Annotated in this window: 14 protein-coding genes; 5 read left to right on the top strand and 9 right to left on the bottom strand. The window is 67.6% G+C overall.

What is annotated here, in order from left to right; all coding sequences use genetic code 11:
• Window positions 1-32 precede the first annotated feature (32 nt).
• A complete protein-coding gene (locus NCW75_00375; protein ID UYV12760.1) occupies window positions 33-776 on the top strand; it encodes a hypothetical protein in 744 nt (247 codons plus the stop codon).
• A 194-nt stretch (window positions 777-970) separates the two neighbouring features.
• The gene (locus tag NCW75_00370; protein ID UYV12759.1) at window positions 971-2875 is read left to right on the top strand and encodes a hypothetical protein; all 1905 of its coding nucleotides are present in this window, start codon (window positions 971-973) and stop codon (window positions 2873-2875) included.
• 5 nt (window positions 2876-2880) lie between these two features.
• Here NCW75_00370 and NCW75_00365 read toward each other — a convergent pair whose 3' ends face one another.
• The 6 genes from NCW75_00365 to NCW75_00340 form a co-directional block, all read right to left on the bottom strand.
• The gene (locus NCW75_00365) at window positions 2881-4182 is read right to left on the bottom strand and encodes an MlaD family protein (GenBank protein UYV12758.1); all 1302 of its coding nucleotides are present in this window, start codon (window positions 4180-4182) and stop codon (window positions 2881-2883) included.
• Between the two features lie 66 nt (window positions 4183-4248).
• Window positions 4249-5202, bottom strand: a complete 954-nt coding sequence (locus NCW75_00360) for an ATP-binding cassette domain-containing protein (protein UYV12757.1) — start codon at window positions 5200-5202, stop codon at window positions 4249-4251.
• 3 nt (window positions 5203-5205) lie between these two features.
• Window positions 5206-6039, bottom strand: a complete 834-nt coding sequence (locus NCW75_00355) for a hypothetical protein (protein ID UYV12756.1) — start codon at window positions 6037-6039, stop codon at window positions 5206-5208.
• Between the two features lie 61 nt (window positions 6040-6100).
• Window positions 6101-7261, bottom strand: coding sequence for a cysteine desulfurase (locus NCW75_00350; protein UYV12755.1), 1161 nt, complete (start codon window positions 7259-7261; stop codon window positions 6101-6103).
• Between the two features lie 50 nt (window positions 7262-7311).
• A complete protein-coding gene (locus tag NCW75_00345) occupies window positions 7312-7806 on the bottom strand; it encodes a GxxExxY protein (GenBank protein UYV12754.1) in 495 nt (164 codons plus the stop codon).
• A 540-nt stretch (window positions 7807-8346) separates the two neighbouring features.
• On the bottom strand, window positions 8347-9135 hold the full coding sequence (locus NCW75_00340; protein UYV12753.1) for an SDR family oxidoreductase: 789 nt from the start codon (window positions 9133-9135) through the stop codon (window positions 8347-8349).
• A 185-nt stretch (window positions 9136-9320) separates the two neighbouring features.
• Here NCW75_00340 and NCW75_00335 point away from each other — a divergent pair, with 185 nt between their 5' ends.
• Window positions 9321-9908, top strand: coding sequence for a hypothetical protein (locus NCW75_00335; GenBank protein ID UYV12752.1), 588 nt, complete (start codon window positions 9321-9323; stop codon window positions 9906-9908).
• A gap of 192 nt (window positions 9909-10100) precedes the next feature.
• Window positions 10101-10679, top strand: a complete 579-nt coding sequence (locus NCW75_00330; protein UYV12751.1) for a hypothetical protein — start codon at window positions 10101-10103, stop codon at window positions 10677-10679.
• On the opposite strand, the gene mfd is transcribed toward NCW75_00330, so the two are convergent.
• Genes mfd through NCW75_00315 form a run of 3 tightly spaced genes read right to left on the bottom strand, consistent with a single transcriptional unit; the run spans window position 10651 to window position 16157 of the window.
• A complete protein-coding gene (gene mfd / locus NCW75_00325) occupies window positions 10651-14028 on the bottom strand; it encodes a transcription-repair coupling factor (GenBank protein UYV12750.1) in 3378 nt (1125 codons plus the stop codon). The two genes, NCW75_00330 and mfd, sit on opposite strands and share 29 nt — an antisense overlap.
• A gap of 12 nt (window positions 14029-14040) precedes the next feature.
• Window positions 14041-14514: a helix-hairpin-helix domain-containing protein gene (locus NCW75_00320; GenBank protein ID UYV12749.1), complete on the bottom strand. Its 474-nt coding sequence runs from the start codon at window positions 14512-14514 to the stop codon at window positions 14041-14043.
• Complete coding sequence (locus NCW75_00315; protein ID UYV12748.1) at window positions 14511-16157, bottom strand: endo-1,4-beta-xylanase; 1647 nt, start codon at window positions 16155-16157, stop codon at window positions 14511-14513. The genes NCW75_00320 and NCW75_00315 overlap by 4 nt, the downstream gene beginning before the upstream one ends.
• 96 nt (window positions 16158-16253) lie before the next feature.
• On the opposite strand from NCW75_00315, the gene NCW75_00310 reads away from it, so the two are divergent.
• Window positions 16254-17216, top strand: a complete 963-nt coding sequence (locus NCW75_00310) for a phosphoribosylaminoimidazolesuccinocarboxamide synthase (protein ID UYV12747.1) — start codon at window positions 16254-16256, stop codon at window positions 17214-17216.
• The last annotated feature ends 2 nt before the right edge of the window (window positions 17217-17218 follow it).

Below are 17218 nucleotides of genomic sequence, written 5' to 3'. Positions count from 1 at the left end.
GTATAGAACCGACCAGCGCGTACGCTGGCCTCATGAAGACACCAACCTCCCTCACCGCCGTGCTGTTCTCCGCCGTTTCCGCGTTCGCCCAGTGCCCCGATTTCATCCTCGACGACGGGTCGGGCGGGTTCACCATCGGGCCCAGCGAGTTCGACGCGGTGATGACGTGGGGCAATTACTTCGACGTTGAGCCCTCATGCCCGTGGATTAGCGAAGTGAGCGTGTCGTTCTCGGGCAGCCTGCCCGTGGGCACGCCGCTGACGATCATCGTGTACAACGACCCCGATGGCGACGGCGACCCGACCAACGCGGTACCGATCTCGGCCGCCTCGCACGCGTCGCAGTCCACGTCGACGAGCACCTTCGCGACGTACCCGATCCGCCCCACGAACGTTGGGCCCGATGGCGGGTTCTTCGTGGCCGTGGCCGCGTTCATCCCGCAGCGCCAGTCGGCCGCGCGCATGGACCAGGACACGCTGGGCGTGCGGAGCTGGCTGTTCTACGACGGCGATCTTCTGCCGGACCCCGGCGCGGCCCCGTTCATCCTGCGCATGAGCGATAGTCCCTTCAACGGCACCTGGATGGTGCGGGCCCGGGGGCAGGCCGACGGTTGCGCCGTCGACCTCGACGGTGACGGTCTGGCGACAACTTTCGACTTCCTGGCCTTTCAGAACGCGTTCAACACCGGCGACCTGCTGGCGGACTTCGACGGCGACTTGGCGTTGACCTTCGCCGACTTCCTGGCCTTCCAGGCGCTGTTCGCGGCGGGCTGTTAGTGTTATAGGACGTTTGTACGGGTCATTCGGTTCGTGACGACACCGCGCGTGAGTTGCGCGGCAGCTTTTCGTTGGGGTATTGAGCGCGGTGGATGTTTCGGGTATATTGGAAGGCAATCGAGGGACAATCACCCGCGTTCCATGGATCGGGTGCTTCGTCCGGATACACAGCGGAAGATCGAGAGGGCTTAATCATGATTGCGAAGAGTGCGATGTCGGCGTGCGGGCTCATCCTGGCCGCGGGTGCCGCCCCCTTGATGGCGCAGCAGCAGGATTCGCCGATCAAGAACCGCCCCGAGCAGGACGAGCGGCGCAGCTCGCTGGTCCAGCGGTCGTACTCCACGGGCTGGGCGCCCTGGCTGCCGCTTGGCATGCCCGATGGCCCGGGCGTGGACGATCCGGCGATGTTCCCCGACGAGTACCGAACGATCAACGGGCGATTTAACAATCCCGTGATCCCGTGGTACGGCTCGGTTGGCGTGCCGTTCGTCCGGCGCGTGCCCTCGGCGTATGGCGATGGCGCTGGTCGCATCCCGGCGCGCAGCGATGGGTCGAGCGCCCGCGCGATCAGCCAGGCCGTGGTCGATCAGGACGAGGTGCTCATGCCCAGCACGACGGGCAACTCGAACATGTTCTGGCTCTGGGGCCAGTTCCTCGACCACGACATCGACGAGACACCCATCGCGGTACCCATCGAAGAATTCGACGTGGTCGTGCCGACGGGCGACCCATGGTTCGACCCCGGTGCCACCGGCTCTCAGCTCATCTCCCTCGACCGCTCGGGGTACCAGCTCGTGTCGGGCGTGCGCGAGCAGGTCAACGCCATCACGGCGTTCATCGACGCGTCGAACGTGTACGGCTCGGACGCGCCGCGGGCCGCCGAGCTCCGAACGCTCGACGGCACGGGCGAGCTCAAGACCAGCGACGGCGACCTGCTGCCCTACAACGTCAACGGCTTCCCGAACGCGCCCACGCATCGCGACCCCACGCTGTTCCTCGCGGGCGATGTGCGGTGCAACGAGCAGGTCTCGCTGACGGCCCTCCATACGTTGTTCGTGCGCGAGCACAACTACTGGGCCCGACAGATCCGCGCCGCCAACCCGACCTTCACCGGCGACGAGGTGTACGAGCACACCCGCGCCATGGTGGGCGGCATCATGCAGGCCATTACGTACAACGAGTTCCTGCCGATCCTTCTTGGAGGCGATGCGCTGCCGCCTTACGTCGAGTACGACGCCGGCGTGAATCCCGGCATCTCGAACGTCTTCGCCGCGGCGGGCTTCCGCATGGGCCATTCCATGCTGCCGACGTTCCTGCCCCGCATGGATAGTGATGGCACGGAAGCCGACGAGGGGCACCTCTCGCTCGCCCAGGCGTTCTTCTTGCCCGCGCACATCGAGGACCACGGCATCGACAGCGTGCTCCGCGGCATGGCCATGACCGTGGCCCAGCAACTCGACGGCCACATCATCGGCGACGTGCGCAACTTCCTGTTCGGCATGCCCGGCGCTGGCGGATTCGACCTCGCCTCGCTGAATATCCAGCGCGGGCGCGACCATGGATTGGCGGATTACAACACGATTCGTGAGACCTTTGGCCTGCCGCGCGTGATCGAGTTTGGCAACATCACCGCCGACGTGCAGATGCAGGACAAGCTGGCCTCGGTCTACGCTGATTGCGACCAGATCGATCCGTGGGTGGGCATGCTCGTCGAGGACAAGCTCGATGGCACGATGGTCGGCCCGACGCTGCACGCGGTGCTGGTCGACCAGTTCACACGCCTTCGCGATGGCGATCGGTTCTGGTACGAGGCCTACCTGCCCGGCGACATGGTGGATCTGGTGAACCAGCAGACGCTCTCGACCATCATCCGCCGCCACACGAGCATCGGCGAAGAGATCGGTGACAACGCCTTCATGGCCCCGCCGCGCTGCCTGGCCGACTTGGACGAGGATGGCGAATTGACCATCTTCGACTTCCTGGCCTTCCAGACGCTATTCGATCAGGGCGACCTGCGGGCCGATTTCGACGGCGACGGCATGCTGAGCATCTTCGACTTCCTGGTGTTCCAGAACGCCTTCGACGCGGGCTGCGATTGAGCGGGTCAGCCGCCGCGGTTGCTCGGGCCGGCGGGTTCGCCCGCCCCCAGATCGAGCGCGCGGTCGAGCAATTCCTGTTCGGCCTCGCGGTAGCGCGTGAAGCTGCTCATGAGCTGCTCGTGCAGTTGCTCGATGGCGCGTTGCCGGCCGGGGATGTCGACCGGCCCTTGCTCGTCGGTGCTGAGTGAGATGAGGCTCTCGCTGGCGGCACGCAGGTCGCTAGCGGCCTGGGCGAACGACCGGGTGGCGTCGTAGATCAGCTCGCCCTCGAGCTCGCGCGTGGTCGGACGCTGGAGGAGCCGCCACGGGCTGCGGCGGACCTCGAGCATCGTCAGCTTGGCCTGGTCGCTGGCCAGGCGGAGATTGGCCGATGCACGTCGTATGCCGGGGGCTTCGGCGTCGAACATCGCTCGGGCATCGGTAGCGAATTGGGCGCCCTCGGCACTGGCCGTACGGGCGTTCTCGACGGTCTCAAGGGCTGCGGGCATGATCTCCTCGTTCGTGCGCGTCGTGATTTCTGCCAGGTCGGCCAGCACGCGATCGATGTTGGGGCGGTTCGTGTCGATCGTGTCACGCACGCTCTCGATCACTTCGGCGAGTTCGCCGGTGCGTTCGTCGATGCGTTTGGCGAGGCTGGTCACGACCTCGACGCCCTCACGCGCGTCGGCCACCATGGCCTCGAATTCGTCGCCAACGCGAGGCAGCCGGGTGCGCAGGTCGCTGGTGATGGTCCTGGCATCATCGAGTGCCGAATTCAGCCCGTCGACAGCCTCGCCAACGCGGGGCTCGACGTCGGCGAGGATGCGGCTCACCCTCGCGGTCGTCTCGGCCAGAGACTGGATCGACATGCGGATGTTCTCCATGTCGTCGTCGTTCAGGCCCGTCTGGGCGAGCAGGCCGGGCGATGGGCGGCCGTCGAATTGTCCGCCCTCGGCAACTGGCTGGGCGGTGCCGACGCTGATGAAGTTGACCACGGTGCCCGTGCCAAGCAGGGGCACCTCGAGGCGGACAACCGCGTCCTGGTGGAGCACGAGGTCTTCGTCGACTTCGATCCGCACGTCGAGGTGGTCGCTCTCGCCCAAGCGGACGTCGGTGACCTTGCCGACCTTCATGCCGCCCACGCGCACTTCTGCACCCGGGGCGAGCAGGCCGGCGTTGTCGGCCAACTCGAACCGCACGACATACTGGGTCGTCGAGACCAGGGCCGACGTGAGATCGCTCAGGATGGCCGTCACGACCACCGCCAGCGCCACGGCGGCGATAAAGAACGCTCCAACAATCGCGTTTCGTCCACCGGGCGGCGGCATGGCGTCCCTGCTCCCTTTCGGCGTGCCCCGGTTTGCTCGGGAGGCCCGCAAGATCCTCTCGGAGCGTCAGGCCCGCAACATGCGCCTGAGCCGCTCGAGTACACCCTCGTCTTCGGTCTTTGGAACGATACGCGAGGACTCCACGCTGCGCACGCCGGGCACCCTTGGTCGCGACCCCAGGATGTCCTGTTCCCAGTCGCTCTCGCTGTGGCGTTCGCTCAGCGGCCCCTCGGCCAGCCCGCGCAGGAACTGGTGGATGATCTGCTCATCCTCGCTCAATGAGGCGAGCTCGCTATCGGGTACATCCCGCACCCGCTCGAACCACGCTTTGGGCTCGACGGCCAGCATCCGCCCCTTGTCGAGCATGGCCATGCGGTCGGCGATGGCGAACGCTGAATCCATCTCGTGCGTCACCACCACGCAGGCGATGCCGAGCTTCTTGGTCAGGTCGAGCAGCAGGCGGTCGATCTGGGCGCTGGTGATCGGGTCGAGCCCGGCGCTCGGCTCGTCGCAGAACAGCAGTTGGGGATCGAGCGCCATCGCGCGGGCCAGGCCCGCACGTTTCTTCATGCCGCCGGAGATCTGCGCCGGGAACAGGTCGGCCGCCTCGCGCAGCTGCACCTGCTCGAGCTTGATCTTGACCTGGATGTCGATGATCTCCTGGCTGAGCCTCGTGTGCTCCTGGAGGGGCAGGGCCACGTTCTCGGCCACGGTCATGCTGTTGAAGAGCGCCCCGCTCTGGAAGAGGATGCCGAACTTCAGGCGGACCTTGTTGAGGGCTTCCTCGTTCAGGCCGCAGATGTCGTTCTCGAACATCCGGATGCTGCCCTGGTCGCTCGAGAGCGAGCCGATCATCAGCCGGAGCATCGTGCTCTTGCCCGAGCCGGATCCACCCATGATGACCATGGTCTCGCCGGGCATGACCTCGAGGTCGATGCCCTTGAGGATCTCGCGCCCGTCGAAGCTCTTGCGCACGCCCTGGACACGCAGGATCGGGCCGCCCTCGGCGCGGGATGGCATACGTCAGCCTTCGCCGGGCTCATCACCACCCGCTGGATCGGCCGGGTCTGTTGGGTCGGCCGGATCTGTCGGGTCGGGTGTCTCGCCGGGCAACGCGGGTGGGACAATCGCACCCTGCCCGCTGGGCGTGGGCAGCATCCAGACGATGTCGCCGCCCGGGTCGTAATACCCCACGTTGGTATAGGAGACCCCGGCAGAGGATCCTGTTGTGGGCACGATCAGCATGAAGAGCACGGCCCCCTGGTCATATCGCATGGCCAACGGGATGACACCGTAGCTGCTCTGGGGGTACTCGCCCTGCACGTCGACCTGCGCATTCTGCATGCGTTGGCCGACCTCCATCATCAAGCCGACCGCATCCATAAGACCCTTGGGAGGATCCTGTTGGGCCCCGTAGTGGGCGTTGATTGACGATGCGAAAGCATCAAGCTGCGTCTGGTCGAGTTGCTGCGCTTGAGCGCTGACCAGCCTGCCCTGGACGGCCTGGAGGTCTCGGTTCTCGACCTCAACGAGCACGACGCCAAGATTGGTCCACTCTCGTCCCACGGCTCCGGCACCGAAGATGAGGGCCACGTTGATCGCGCCGGCGATCAGGCCGATGACGATTGCCGCGATGGCCAGGCCGCCGCCCTTCTTGCGGCTGCCCGACATCGAGATGAGCACGAGCGCCAGCACGCCCAGCAGCAGGCCGATCGGGCCGATGCCGGGGATGCAACAGGCAATGAGGCCGATCAGTGACACCACGAAGGCGAAGACGGCCAGGATGCTGGTCTTGGGCTCGAGGTACTCGGCACCGCCGCCGAAGTCGTTGGGCTGGGCGTAAGGATTGTCGCTCATGCCTCCAGGGTAGCCCGCTCAGAAGCCGGTCAACGGAGGCAACCGACAGGCCGCGGTCGACTTAAACGGTTGCCGTCACCACCTGGTGGGCCTCAACGATCGCCTCGATAGCCGAGCCAACCTCAGCCTCGGTCGTGAAACGCGAGAGGCTCACCCGCAGCGAGCCGGCGGCCAATTTCTTGTCCAGGCCCATCGCGCACAGCACCGGGCTGGGCTCGAGCGAGCCGCTGCTGCACGCCGACCCGGCCGACACGCACACGCCCATCTCGGCCAGCGTCAGCAGCATGATCTCGGCGTCGACGCCGGGGATGGCCAAGTTGGTCGTGTTCCAGAGCCGCTTGCTCGGGTCGCGCGGGCCGTTGACGCACGCCCCCTCGATGCGGTCGAGCACGGCGGTTTCTAGGCGGTCGCGCATAGCGGCGATGCGCGACCGGTTCTCGGGGTCGGCCAGCCACTCACCGGCCCCCCTGGCGGCCATGCCGATACCCACGATGCCCGGCACGTTCTCGGTGCCGCCGCGGCGGCCCAGTTCCTGCGAGCCGGGTGTCTGCTTGCAGAGCTTCACGCCCCGGCGGATCCACAACACCCCAATACCCTTGGGCCCGTGGAACTTATGGGCGCTGAAGGTGAGCAGGTCGAAGGGCAGGGTCCGCACGTCGGTGTCCATGCGGCCCACCCACTGCGTGCCGTCCACATGCACCGTCGCGCCGGCTTCCTTGGCAAACTCGGCCAGTTCCTTGATGGGCTGGATGGCACCGGTCTCGTTGTTGGCCCACTGCACGCTCAGGACGGCGACGGTGTCGTCGATGAGTTCGCGCGCCTTCTCGAGATCGATCGCCCCGCCGCAGCCGATGGGCAGCCAGCGGACCTCGACCTTGCCGCAGTCGCCGAGGTTCCTGGCCAGGTCGCGCACGGCCGAGTGCTCGACGGGGCTGGTGACCAGGACGGTGCGGCCATTCTGCTGCTGGGCTTGCTCGAGCGCGCCGCGGATGGCGATCTGGCAGCTCTCGGTGCCACCCGAGCAGAACACCAGCTCACGCTGGCCCGCGCCGATGAGGTCGGCAACCGATCGCCGGGCCTGCTCGATGCGCGCGCGGGCGGCTTGCCCGGGCCTGTGGACGCTGGAGGGGTTGGCCCAGCAGTTCTCGAGGCACTCGCACATCGCCTCGACCACCTCGGGCAGCGGGCGTGTGGTGGCGTTGTTGTCCAGGTAAGCACTCACGGGCGCAATCAGACCCCCAAGAAAAGCGAGTGGAGCAACCGGCGGGTCGCTCAGACCCTGTCGTCCTCTTCGCTTTCTTCCTCTTCCTCATCGTCCTCTTCGTCTTCGTACTCGTCGTCGTCTTCCTCGTACTCCTCGCCCTCCTCATCCTCGTACTCGTCTTCTTCGTACTCGGCCTCCTGGGCCTTCTGCCGCTCCTCGAGCAGCTCCTTGAGCTGGTCGGGATTCAGCACGCGGACGAGGCCGTCCTTCAGGCGGCGCTGGGCGAAGTTGATGATGAGGCCGAGCTCGAGCTCGAGGGCCCGCAGCTTGGCGCGCGTCTGCAAGCGCTCGCCCGTGCCGACCTCGCCCGGGCGGGCGACCAAGTCGACGATGAAGCGGTCCTCGACGAACAGCGACGCGGTGACCTGGCCGATGAGCTGGTCCTGGTACTTCACGTCGATCTTGCGGTCGGCGGTGTGCTCGATGCCCGCCTCTTTCATCTCGACCTGGAGCGCCTTGTTGTACATCTCGATGGGCAGGCCCGGGCCCAGGGCCTTGTGCACCTCGATGGCGCAGCCGATGACGCGGCGGCTGATGTCGGTCAGTTCGGGGTCGAGGGCGCTCAGCGGGATGCCCTGGCGATCGTGTCCGCCATGGCCACCATGGCCGCCGCGTCCGCCCTGACCGCCACGCCCACGCCCGCGCCCCCCACCACCGCCGTGGCCGCCGCGACCCCGGCCGCCGCCCTGACCGCCACGGCCCCGGCCACCGCCCCGATACTCGCCCCTGTCGTTGTAGTCTCGCCTGTCATTGCTCATATTCGAAGTGCTCCAAAGGGTCGGGCCGGGAGTGGCCGGGAATGTGCTGATGCTTGGGGTACGTGCCCCTTGGCTGGTTCGTTCCAGGGTTCGCCGAATCGGCGGCCGGTTTCGGGGTCTCGCGTTTCGGGGTCTCGCGTTGATGGGGGCCGGGCCAGCGGGCTGGGAAGGGGCTCCGTAGGTGGAAGGAAGCGGTGCGGGGGCAGGCCGGCCCGAATCGCCTACTCGCGGGATCCCCACAGGGTACCACAGCCAAGGCAATCGCACCACCCTGGCCGGGCCGCCCTAGATCGTTGGCGTCCGCCCGCCGTCGACCGCCAGCACCGTGCCGGTGATGTACGAGGCCGCGGGCGTGCAATAAAACGCGACCGCGGCGGCGACCTCCTCGGCCTCGCCAAGCCGGCCCATCGGGATGCCAGCCAGTGCCTCGGCTTTGACCTTGCCGGCGTCGGTCCCCTGCCGCTCGGCCTTGGCGTCGAAGAGGCTGCTCAGCCGGGCGGTGTCGGTGAAGCCCGGCAGCACGCTGTTCACGGTGATCCTGTCCTTGGCGACCTCGCCGGCCAGGGTCTTGGCCCACGCCGCCACGGCCGCCCGCACGGTGTTGCTGACGCCAAGCCCGGGGATGGGGCACTTCACCGACGTGCTGATGATGTTGACGATGCGACCGAAGCCGTTGCTCTTCATGCCCGGCAGCACGAGGCCCGCCAAGTTCTGGTTGTTGATGAGGTGGGCGGTTATGCCTTTGAGGAATGCCTCGCCCGTGGCCTCGGCGATCGGCCCACCGGGCGGCCCGCCGGTGTTGTTGACCAGGATGTCGAAGCCGCCCGCCCGGTCGAGCGCCCCGGCGGCCTCGTCGAGCACCATGTCGGGATCGTGGAAGTCCGCGATGGCGATGTCGTGCTCGATGTCGTTGACGACTGGGAGTTCGGCCATCGCCTCACCGAGGCGCTGGGGGTCGCGGGCGAAGAGCGTGACACGAGCCCCAAGCGAGGCGAGCGCGACAGCCGACGCGAGACCGATGCCCTGGCTGGCACCGCAGACGAGGGCGGTGCGGTTGGAGAGGTCGGTGTTCATGAGGGAGGGTATGGGCAAGACCGACCATGAACGCGCCGTGGCTGATCTGCCGGATCGCTGGCCATCGAATCGAATTGTTGTATATTGGACCTATTGGCGGGCGATACTCGATCTCCCGCAAGATTTTCTATCTCGCCGGCTGCACGCTCGATGTTCTGTGTCACCGGCACCATGGAGCCAATGCCATGACAATTAGCATCCGGACACTCTGTCTTCTCGCCGGTGTCGCCGCCATGCCCGCCGCCGCGATGGCGCAAGCCATTGAGATTACCGCCGATGGGCTCGGCACCCTGCCGGGAGAGACCGTGACCATCACCATGAGCGCCAGTTACGGCGGCACCGACTACGCCCTCGCTGGCATCGCCACCAGTGTGCTCATCAACGAGGCCCAGGGGACGTTCGACAATCTGCGGCTGGTGGCACCCATGGACGGACCCGGCACAACTGAAGGTGTGCTTGGTGCTGGCAGTATCGACGGCATCCTCGCCGGCCAGCTCAACTTCCCCACGGCCGGGATCTACGCCGACCCGACCAACCCAATCGCGTTCTGGGAAGCCGACTTCACGGTCGACGACGTGTTGAGCGGGCCTGTGATCTTGGATATCGAGACCGTGACCACGAGGTATGACACGTATATCGACCGTATGAGTTCGACCAGTGAGAGCCGCTTGGCCGATCTCGAAGAAGGAAGCCTGATCATCGTCATTCCCGCGCCAGCGGGCGGGCTGGCGTTGCTGGGCGGGCTGGCGTTGGCCGGCGGTCGGCGTCGCTGATCCAGCCGTGACAGCAGCACAGCATCGGCCAGCATCCGAACCATGCGGATGCTGGCTATTTTTATGATCGGTGGCGGCTGGCATAGCAGCCAGCGGGTGGAATCGACCCATGAAAAGGTGGCGCGCAGGATCCGATCTCTGGTATATTGGGTGTGGCTGACCCGTTGCATAGCACTAAGAGGAGTAGAGATCATGACCCGTGCCGCCGCCACCATCCTCGCGATCGCCGCCTTGCCCACCGCGGCGGCAGCCCAGGCCATCCACTTCGACATTGATGGCCCCGGCACCCTGCCCGGCGAGACTGTCACCATCACCATGAGCGCCAGCTACCCATCCGGCGATTACGCCGTCGCGGGCATCGCCACCAGCGTCCAGATCAACGAGGCCCAGGGCACCTTCGACAACCTTCGGCTGGTGGCCCCTATGGACGGGCCGGGCACGGTGCCGGGCGTGCTGGCCGCCGGTGGCATCGATGGCATCATCGCCGGCCAGCTCAACTTTCCCACGGCGGGGATCTACGCCGACCCGACCAACCCGATCGCGTTCTGGGAGGTCGACTTCACGGTCGACGACGTACCGAGCGGGCCGGTGATCCTGGACATCGAGAGCGTGACAACGAAGTTCGACTCCTACGTGTCGATGGATAGCTCGCTCAGTGTGAGCCGCTTGGTTGGATTGCAAGAGGGTGCAGCACAGATTATCATCCCTGCGCCGGCCGGCGCGTTTGCATTGCTTGCCGGCTTCACCCTCGCGACGCGCCGGCGGCGGTAGGCTCGGCCTCGCCCATCAGCCTCTTGCACAGCACGTCCACCAGCGTCGGCCCCTGCCGGTATGCCTCGGGTGGGCGCCAGTAGATCTCGTGCAGGGGCCTCAGCGTGTCGCCATCGCGGCGCTTGGCCCCGCCGCTGCTAGGCGTGAGGCTCGTGAGCGAGCCGGCGATGCCCTCGAGCTTGTCCAGCACCGGGCGGGGGTCGGCCGCGAACAGGATCACGTCGGCCCCGCGCACGGCGGCGCTGCTGACGCCGGCCTTGGCCAGCGCCACGCGCAGCTCGGCGAGGCTCAGCAACCGCTCGACCTGCCCCGGCGGCTTGCCGAACGCCTCGGCCAGGTCGTCACGCACGGCGGTCACTTCTTCCATACTCGACGCGAGCGACATGCGTCGGTAGGCGGCCATCCGCCGCACGTCGCCGGGGATGTAGCTGGCGGGGATGTAGCCCTTTAGGCCAACATCGAGCGCGATGCGGCTGTGCGTGACCACCCGGTGGCCGCCCATCTCCTGCACGGCCTGCTCGAGCAGGCGGCAGTACATGTCGTACCCCACCACCGCGATATGCCCCGACTGTTCTGAGCCGAGAAGATTGCCCGCGCCGCGGATCTCCAGGTCGCGCATGGCGATCTTGAAGCCCGCTCCGAGCATGGCGTATTGCTCGACGGCCGCCAGGCGCTTCTTGGCCACGGCGCTCAGGATGCCGTCCTCGGGCAAGAGCAAGTAGCAATACGCCCGCCGGCTCGAACGCCCGACGCGGCCGCGGAGCTGGTGGAGGTCGGCCAGACCAAAATTGTCCGCGTCGGCGATGACCATCGTGTTGGCGCTGGGCTGGTCGATGCCGCTCTCGATGATGGTCGTGCTCACCAGGATGTCCGCCTCGCGGCGCACGAACTTGAGCATGACCTCCTCGAGCTGGCCGCCGGGCATCTGGCCGTGACCGATGACGATGTTCGCCTCGGGTGCCAGCCCCTGCACCTCGGCCGCCCTGGCCTTGATGTCCTTCACGCGATTATGCACGAAGAAGACCTGGCCCTCGCGCGCCAGCTCGCGGGCGATCGCCTGCTCGATGCGCGTGCGATCGAACGGCATGACCTCGGTCACCACGCTCTGCCGCTCGGCCGGGGGCGTGGTGAGGCTCGAGATATCGCGCAGCCCCAGCATCGCCATGTGCAGCGTGCGCGGGATGGGCGTGGCGCTCAGCGTCAGCACGTCGGCTTCGGTCCTGAGCCTGAGCAACTGCTCCTTGTGCTCGACGCCGAAGCGTTGCTCCTCGTCGATGACGACCAGGCCAAGGTCGGCAAACCGCACGTCCTTGCTCAGCAGCCGGTGCGTGCCGATGATGACGTCGACCTCACCCTGGCGCAACGACTTGAGCGTGCTGTTGGCCTCCTTGGTCGTCTTGTAGCGTGAGATCGACTCGACGCGGAATGGGTACGCCGCGAAGCGCTCGCGGAACGTCCGCTCGTGCTGCTCGGCCAGCACCGTGGTCGGAACCAGCACCGCCACCTGCTTGCCGAACTCGGCCGCCTTGAACGCCGCGCGTACGGCCAGCTCGGTCTTGCCAAAGCCAACATCGCCGCAGATGAGCCGGTCCATCGGGCGGGGGTTGGCCATGTCCCGCTTGATGGCGGCCATGCCCGCGAGCTGGTCGTCGGTTTCCTGATACGGAAACTCGGCCTCGAACTCCTTCTGCCACGTCGTGTCGGCGGGGTAGGCGATGCCCGGGCTGGCCTCACGCGCGGCCCGCACTCGGAGCAACTCGCCGGCCAGGTCCTTGACCGACTCAGCGACTTTCTGCTTCTGGGTTTTCCACCGCGCCCCACCCAGCTGGCTGAGCGGCGGCGTACCACTGAACCCGCCCACGTACTTCTGCACCAGATCCACCTGTGTGGCCGGAACGTGCAGCCGGGCGCGGTCCTTGAATTCGAGGGTCAGGAATTCCTCGATGTTGAAGTCGTTGGGCTTCTTCTTCTTGCCCTTGGCGGCCTTGGAAACGTCCGTGCTCCGGCCCGCGCCGTCGATTTCCATCAGGTTCAGGCCAAGGAACCGTGCGATGCCGTGGTCGGCGTGGACGACGTGATCGCCGGGCGCGAAGTCCAGAAACGCATCAACGGTGCGTGCGCCCTTGAGCCGTGCGTGTCGGCGCCGAACGGGTGCGCGTCCCAGCATCTCGTGCAGCGGCAGTACGGCGATGGTGCCCTTCTGACGCCACACGAACCCGTGCGCGATCGCCGCGTGCCAAGGCTCCAGATTCGTGACCCCCGCCTCTTCCATCAGCTCGCCCAGGCGGCTCAGCTCGCCCGGTGTGGCGCACGGCACCAGAACCCGCGCCTTCGCTTCGGTGGCCCACTTCCCCGCGGCCGCGACAACCTCCGTCGCGCTCTCGGCGCCGGCTGCCTTGAAATCCGGCGGCCGCTCGACCGGAAGCAAAATCTCGTCCGCATCGCCCGTGCTCGAATACTGGTTCACCTCGGCGAACGCGTGCAGCCGCTCTTGCGCGAGCTTGACCACGGTGGTGTGCGCGATCACTCCCGACTCGGCCTTCACCCGCTCGTAATACCCGCGGCCCTGTTCGCTGACCTCCAGCGTCTCGACCAGCACGCCGAACGCGTTGGCGGGGCAGTGCTCGATAAAGCACACGCCCTCGCCCTGCTCCACCCCGCCCTCGATAGCTGCGGGTAAGTCAACAGCGTCCATCGCCGAGACGCTGGCCAGGCTCTGCACGTCGATCTCGGCGATGCGGTCGACCTCGTCGCCGAAGAAGTCCAGACGCACCGGAACGGACGCGTCCTGGTCGGTTCCGGGCGCGGCGGGGAAGACATCGACGATGCCGCCGCGCTGGGCGAATTGCCCCGGCTCGTCGACCGCGTCGACCCGCTCGTAGCCCGCTTCGCTCAACCATCGGACCAACTCGCCCGGATCGACGCGATCACCGCGTTTCACCGCCTTGCTGAGCGCCTCGAGCGCTTCGGCCGGTGGCGCGGGCTGCATCCACGCGTGGATGGAACCCACGGCGACGAAGGGCTTGCCCTTCTCACCAAGCTCGCGAACACGCCGCACCGCCGCCACGCGGCCCGCCAATGCCCGGGCCGACGCCCCGCCCGGCCCGGCCTCGATCGCCGGCAGCTCGACAACGGCCAACCCAAGGCACTCCAACTCGTCGGCGGCGTGTTGGGCATCCTCGACATGGGCGTGGATGAGCACGGCCGGCCGCTCGAGCTTCTGGGCCAAAGCCGCCGTGGTGAACGAGGGCGAGGCCCCGATCGCGCCGCGCACGCGTGGCCGGCCCTTGCCGTCCATGGTGTGGGCAAGGTCGCTAAGGCCGCCGAATTCTGCGAGCAACTCGTGCAAGCGCGGGTGATGTTAGGGCGCGATCCGCACATACGGGCGGACATTCTCGACCGTCACCGGACCGATGCCGCTCACGCGCGCGAGGTCTTCGATCGTGCGGAATGGCCCCCGGCTGGCACGATCCTCGACGATCGCCGCCGCCCGCGAAGGCCCGATGCCCGGCAGCAGTTGCAACTGCTCGGCGCTCGCGGTGTTGATGTCGAGGGCCATGCCCGCTTCCAGCTTGGGCACGGGGGCGTGTTCAACGCCGGGCCGCGGCAAGGTGTCCTGCACTTGGCCTATCGGCGCGGGTTGTATCGGATCGGCCGCACCGCTCGTGGGCGTGCCGGCACGCGGCTCGACCTGCTGGGGCACGAATACCACCGGCTGCGGCGCGGGTGTGGGCGTGGTCGCCAGGCTGTAGCCAACGCCGGCCAGGCCGACGCCGGAGATCAGGAGCGCCGCCACCCACCGCGAGCTCTGCGGAGATGGCCCGCTCGCGTTCACCCTTGGCCTCCACCCTGCACGCCCGAGCGCACGGCCTGCCTCAAGCCAGCCATCGCCGCCAGCCCGGGCCTGGGTGTCCCGCCCGCGTCGACGAGCCCGGTACCGCCAACGGTCCTCGCGGTGTCTTGCGCGAGCCCCCAGCACACCGAATGGACGTAGGGCTTGGCCGCCGCCACCGCCATCGTGCGGGTGATCCAATCGGCCTGCACCTGGGCAGACCACGCGCCGTCCCACGCGCCGCTCTCGTCCTCGGTCCCGGTGGGCTTCGAGGGGCAGGCGGCAAACGTCACCGAGATCGGCCGGTCGAGTGCCGCATAGCGGTCGAGCACCTCCGAGAACGCCATCGCGTCGCGCACGGCCGCGGCGGTGCTCGCGTCGGTCAGGTCGACACGCAAACCGATGGCGTCCACATGCGTGCCGCTCTGGGCGATCAACTCGGCCAGAAGTAATGGCGGCACCGATCGCTGCGAACGAGCCGCGTACAGCGCGAATGGGTCGACCACCTCCACCTGCACCCGGCCCTGGGGCTGGAGCTTGCGTGTCACCATCGAGGCCACCCGCAGCAGGTCGGCGATCTGCTCGAACCGCAGCGACAGCGCGCCCTCCACGCCCAGCGACGACGCGAGCGTCCACCACTGCACGGTCCGGCGGTACCGCGTGACCACCTGCCGCACGTGCTCGTACACCAGCTCACGCAGCGTGTCGTAGTCGTTCTCCCAGATGAACAGCCACTCGGGTAGCTTGCCAGGCCCCAGGTCGAGTACCGGGCCGGCCACCACGGGCAGCTTGCCCTTGCGCACGGCCCACTCGATCCACCGATCGGTCGCGGCATACTGGTACTTGCCCTCGGCCGGCTCGATGGACGACCAGGGCATGGGCACGGTGATGAAATCGGCCGCCTTGACCAGCGCCGCCTGCGCTGGAGGCTCGAAGCCGTTCGGATCGACCGCGCACCCCACGCGGGCCACGCCCGCCAGCGTCACGCCGTGGGCCTCGGGCGCCTTGACCACCGCCACGGGCTTGCCCGCGGGCCGGCCGATGGACCGCTCGGCCCGCTCCATGGCATCGCTGAACCACGAGCCGTCGGCCCGCGCGGCCAACCCTTCGGCGACCGCCTGGACCACCAGCAACTCGCTGGCTTCGGCCGCGTCCCGCAGCGCACGGCGCGACTTCTCCTCCGCCGCGACGATGTCCGGGTCGTCGGCCTCCAGGCCTTCTTTCTGCACGCTCCGCCACGACACCAGGGCCGCCGAGAAGTCTTCCCGGGCCCGCTCGAACGTCACCAGCGCCGGATGGTCGGCCGGCAGCATGGCCAGGTTCCATTCTTCCAGCGCATTAAGGAACCGCATGAGTTGCTTGCGGGCGAGCTCGAGCGAGAGCAGGTAGGGCCACTCCCGCTGGGGCAGCAGTGTCGTCGTCAGCAGCACTTCTCGCTCGGGCCTCGGGCCAATCTCGCCCTGGCCTAACGGAAACAGCACCTCGAGCGACACAGGACCAGTGTTCGTGGGCGCCACGGTCAGGACGCCGTGCTCGATGCGGACCTCGCCTGGGGCCGTCGCCCCGTCGGCCGCGACGATGCCCGCGTGGGCCAACGGCCAGCCATCAGCCGGGCCACCATCGCGATGCACGAAGAACTTCAGCATCCGCCTGCGTCTCTCCAAGGGGCCAACCATTGGGCCAAGAAGTGGCCACACCGGCCTTCGGGCCTCACCTTGGGCCACGCTCTCTACCATATGGCCATGCCACGCGCCGAGCCGTCCAAGGGGGCCACCATAGCCCAAACCCGCCTCGCCCTCCCGCTGCTGCACCGCGGCAAGGTCCGGGAGGTCTACGACCTGGGCGACGGCCGCGTGGCCATCGTTGCCACCGACCGGCTCTCGGCCTTCGACGTCGTGCTGCCCACGCCCATCCCCGGCAAGGGCCGCGTGCTGACGGCCCTGTCGTCCTGGTGGTTCCGATGGCTCGAAGCTAAGGGCCTGGGCCCCACCCACTTCATTAGCGACCAGGCCGACCTGCCCACCTCGGCCTTCGACCTGCCCGACGCCACCGACCCCGCCAGCGGCCCGGCCGACCTGGCCGGCCGCACCACCATCGCAAGGCGGGGCGACATCATCAAGCTCGAGTGCGTCGTGCGCGGGTATCTCGAAGGCTCGGGGTGGAAGGACTACCAGAGCAGCGGCGCCGTGAGCGGCGTCGAGCTACCCAATGGTCTCAGGCAGTGCGACCGCCTGCCCGAGCCGATCTTCACGCCCAGCACCAAGGCCGAGCCGCCCGAGCACGACGAGCCCATCTCGGTCGCTGAGGCCTCGAAGATGCTCGGCGCCGACCTCGTCGGCGATCTCAAGGAACGCTCGCTGGCGATCTACGCCGCCGCCACCCGGCACGCGGCCGAGCGCGGCATCATCCTGGCCGACACCAAGTTCGAGTTCGCCTTCCCCCTCGACCACGACAAGGGCTCGCGCGAGCCGATGCTGGCCGACGAGGCGCTCACGCCCGATAGCTCGCGATTCTGGCCGGCCGACCAGTACGAGCCGGGCCACGCCCAGCCCAGCTTCGACAAACAATTCGTGCGCGAGTACCTGAGCGAGCTCGTCGGCAAGGGCGCATGGGACAAGAGCGCCCCCGGGCCGGATCTGCCCCAGGGCGTTATCGCCCAGACCGCCGAGCGGTACGAGACCGCCTTGCGTCTGCTCACCGAGTAGCG

The sequence above is a fragment of the Phycisphaera sp. genome (assembly GCA_025916675.1).
Classification (GTDB): domain Bacteria; phylum Planctomycetota; class Phycisphaerae; order Phycisphaerales; family UBA1924; genus JAHCJI01.
This window is presented reverse-complemented; position numbering and strand designations above follow the sequence as displayed.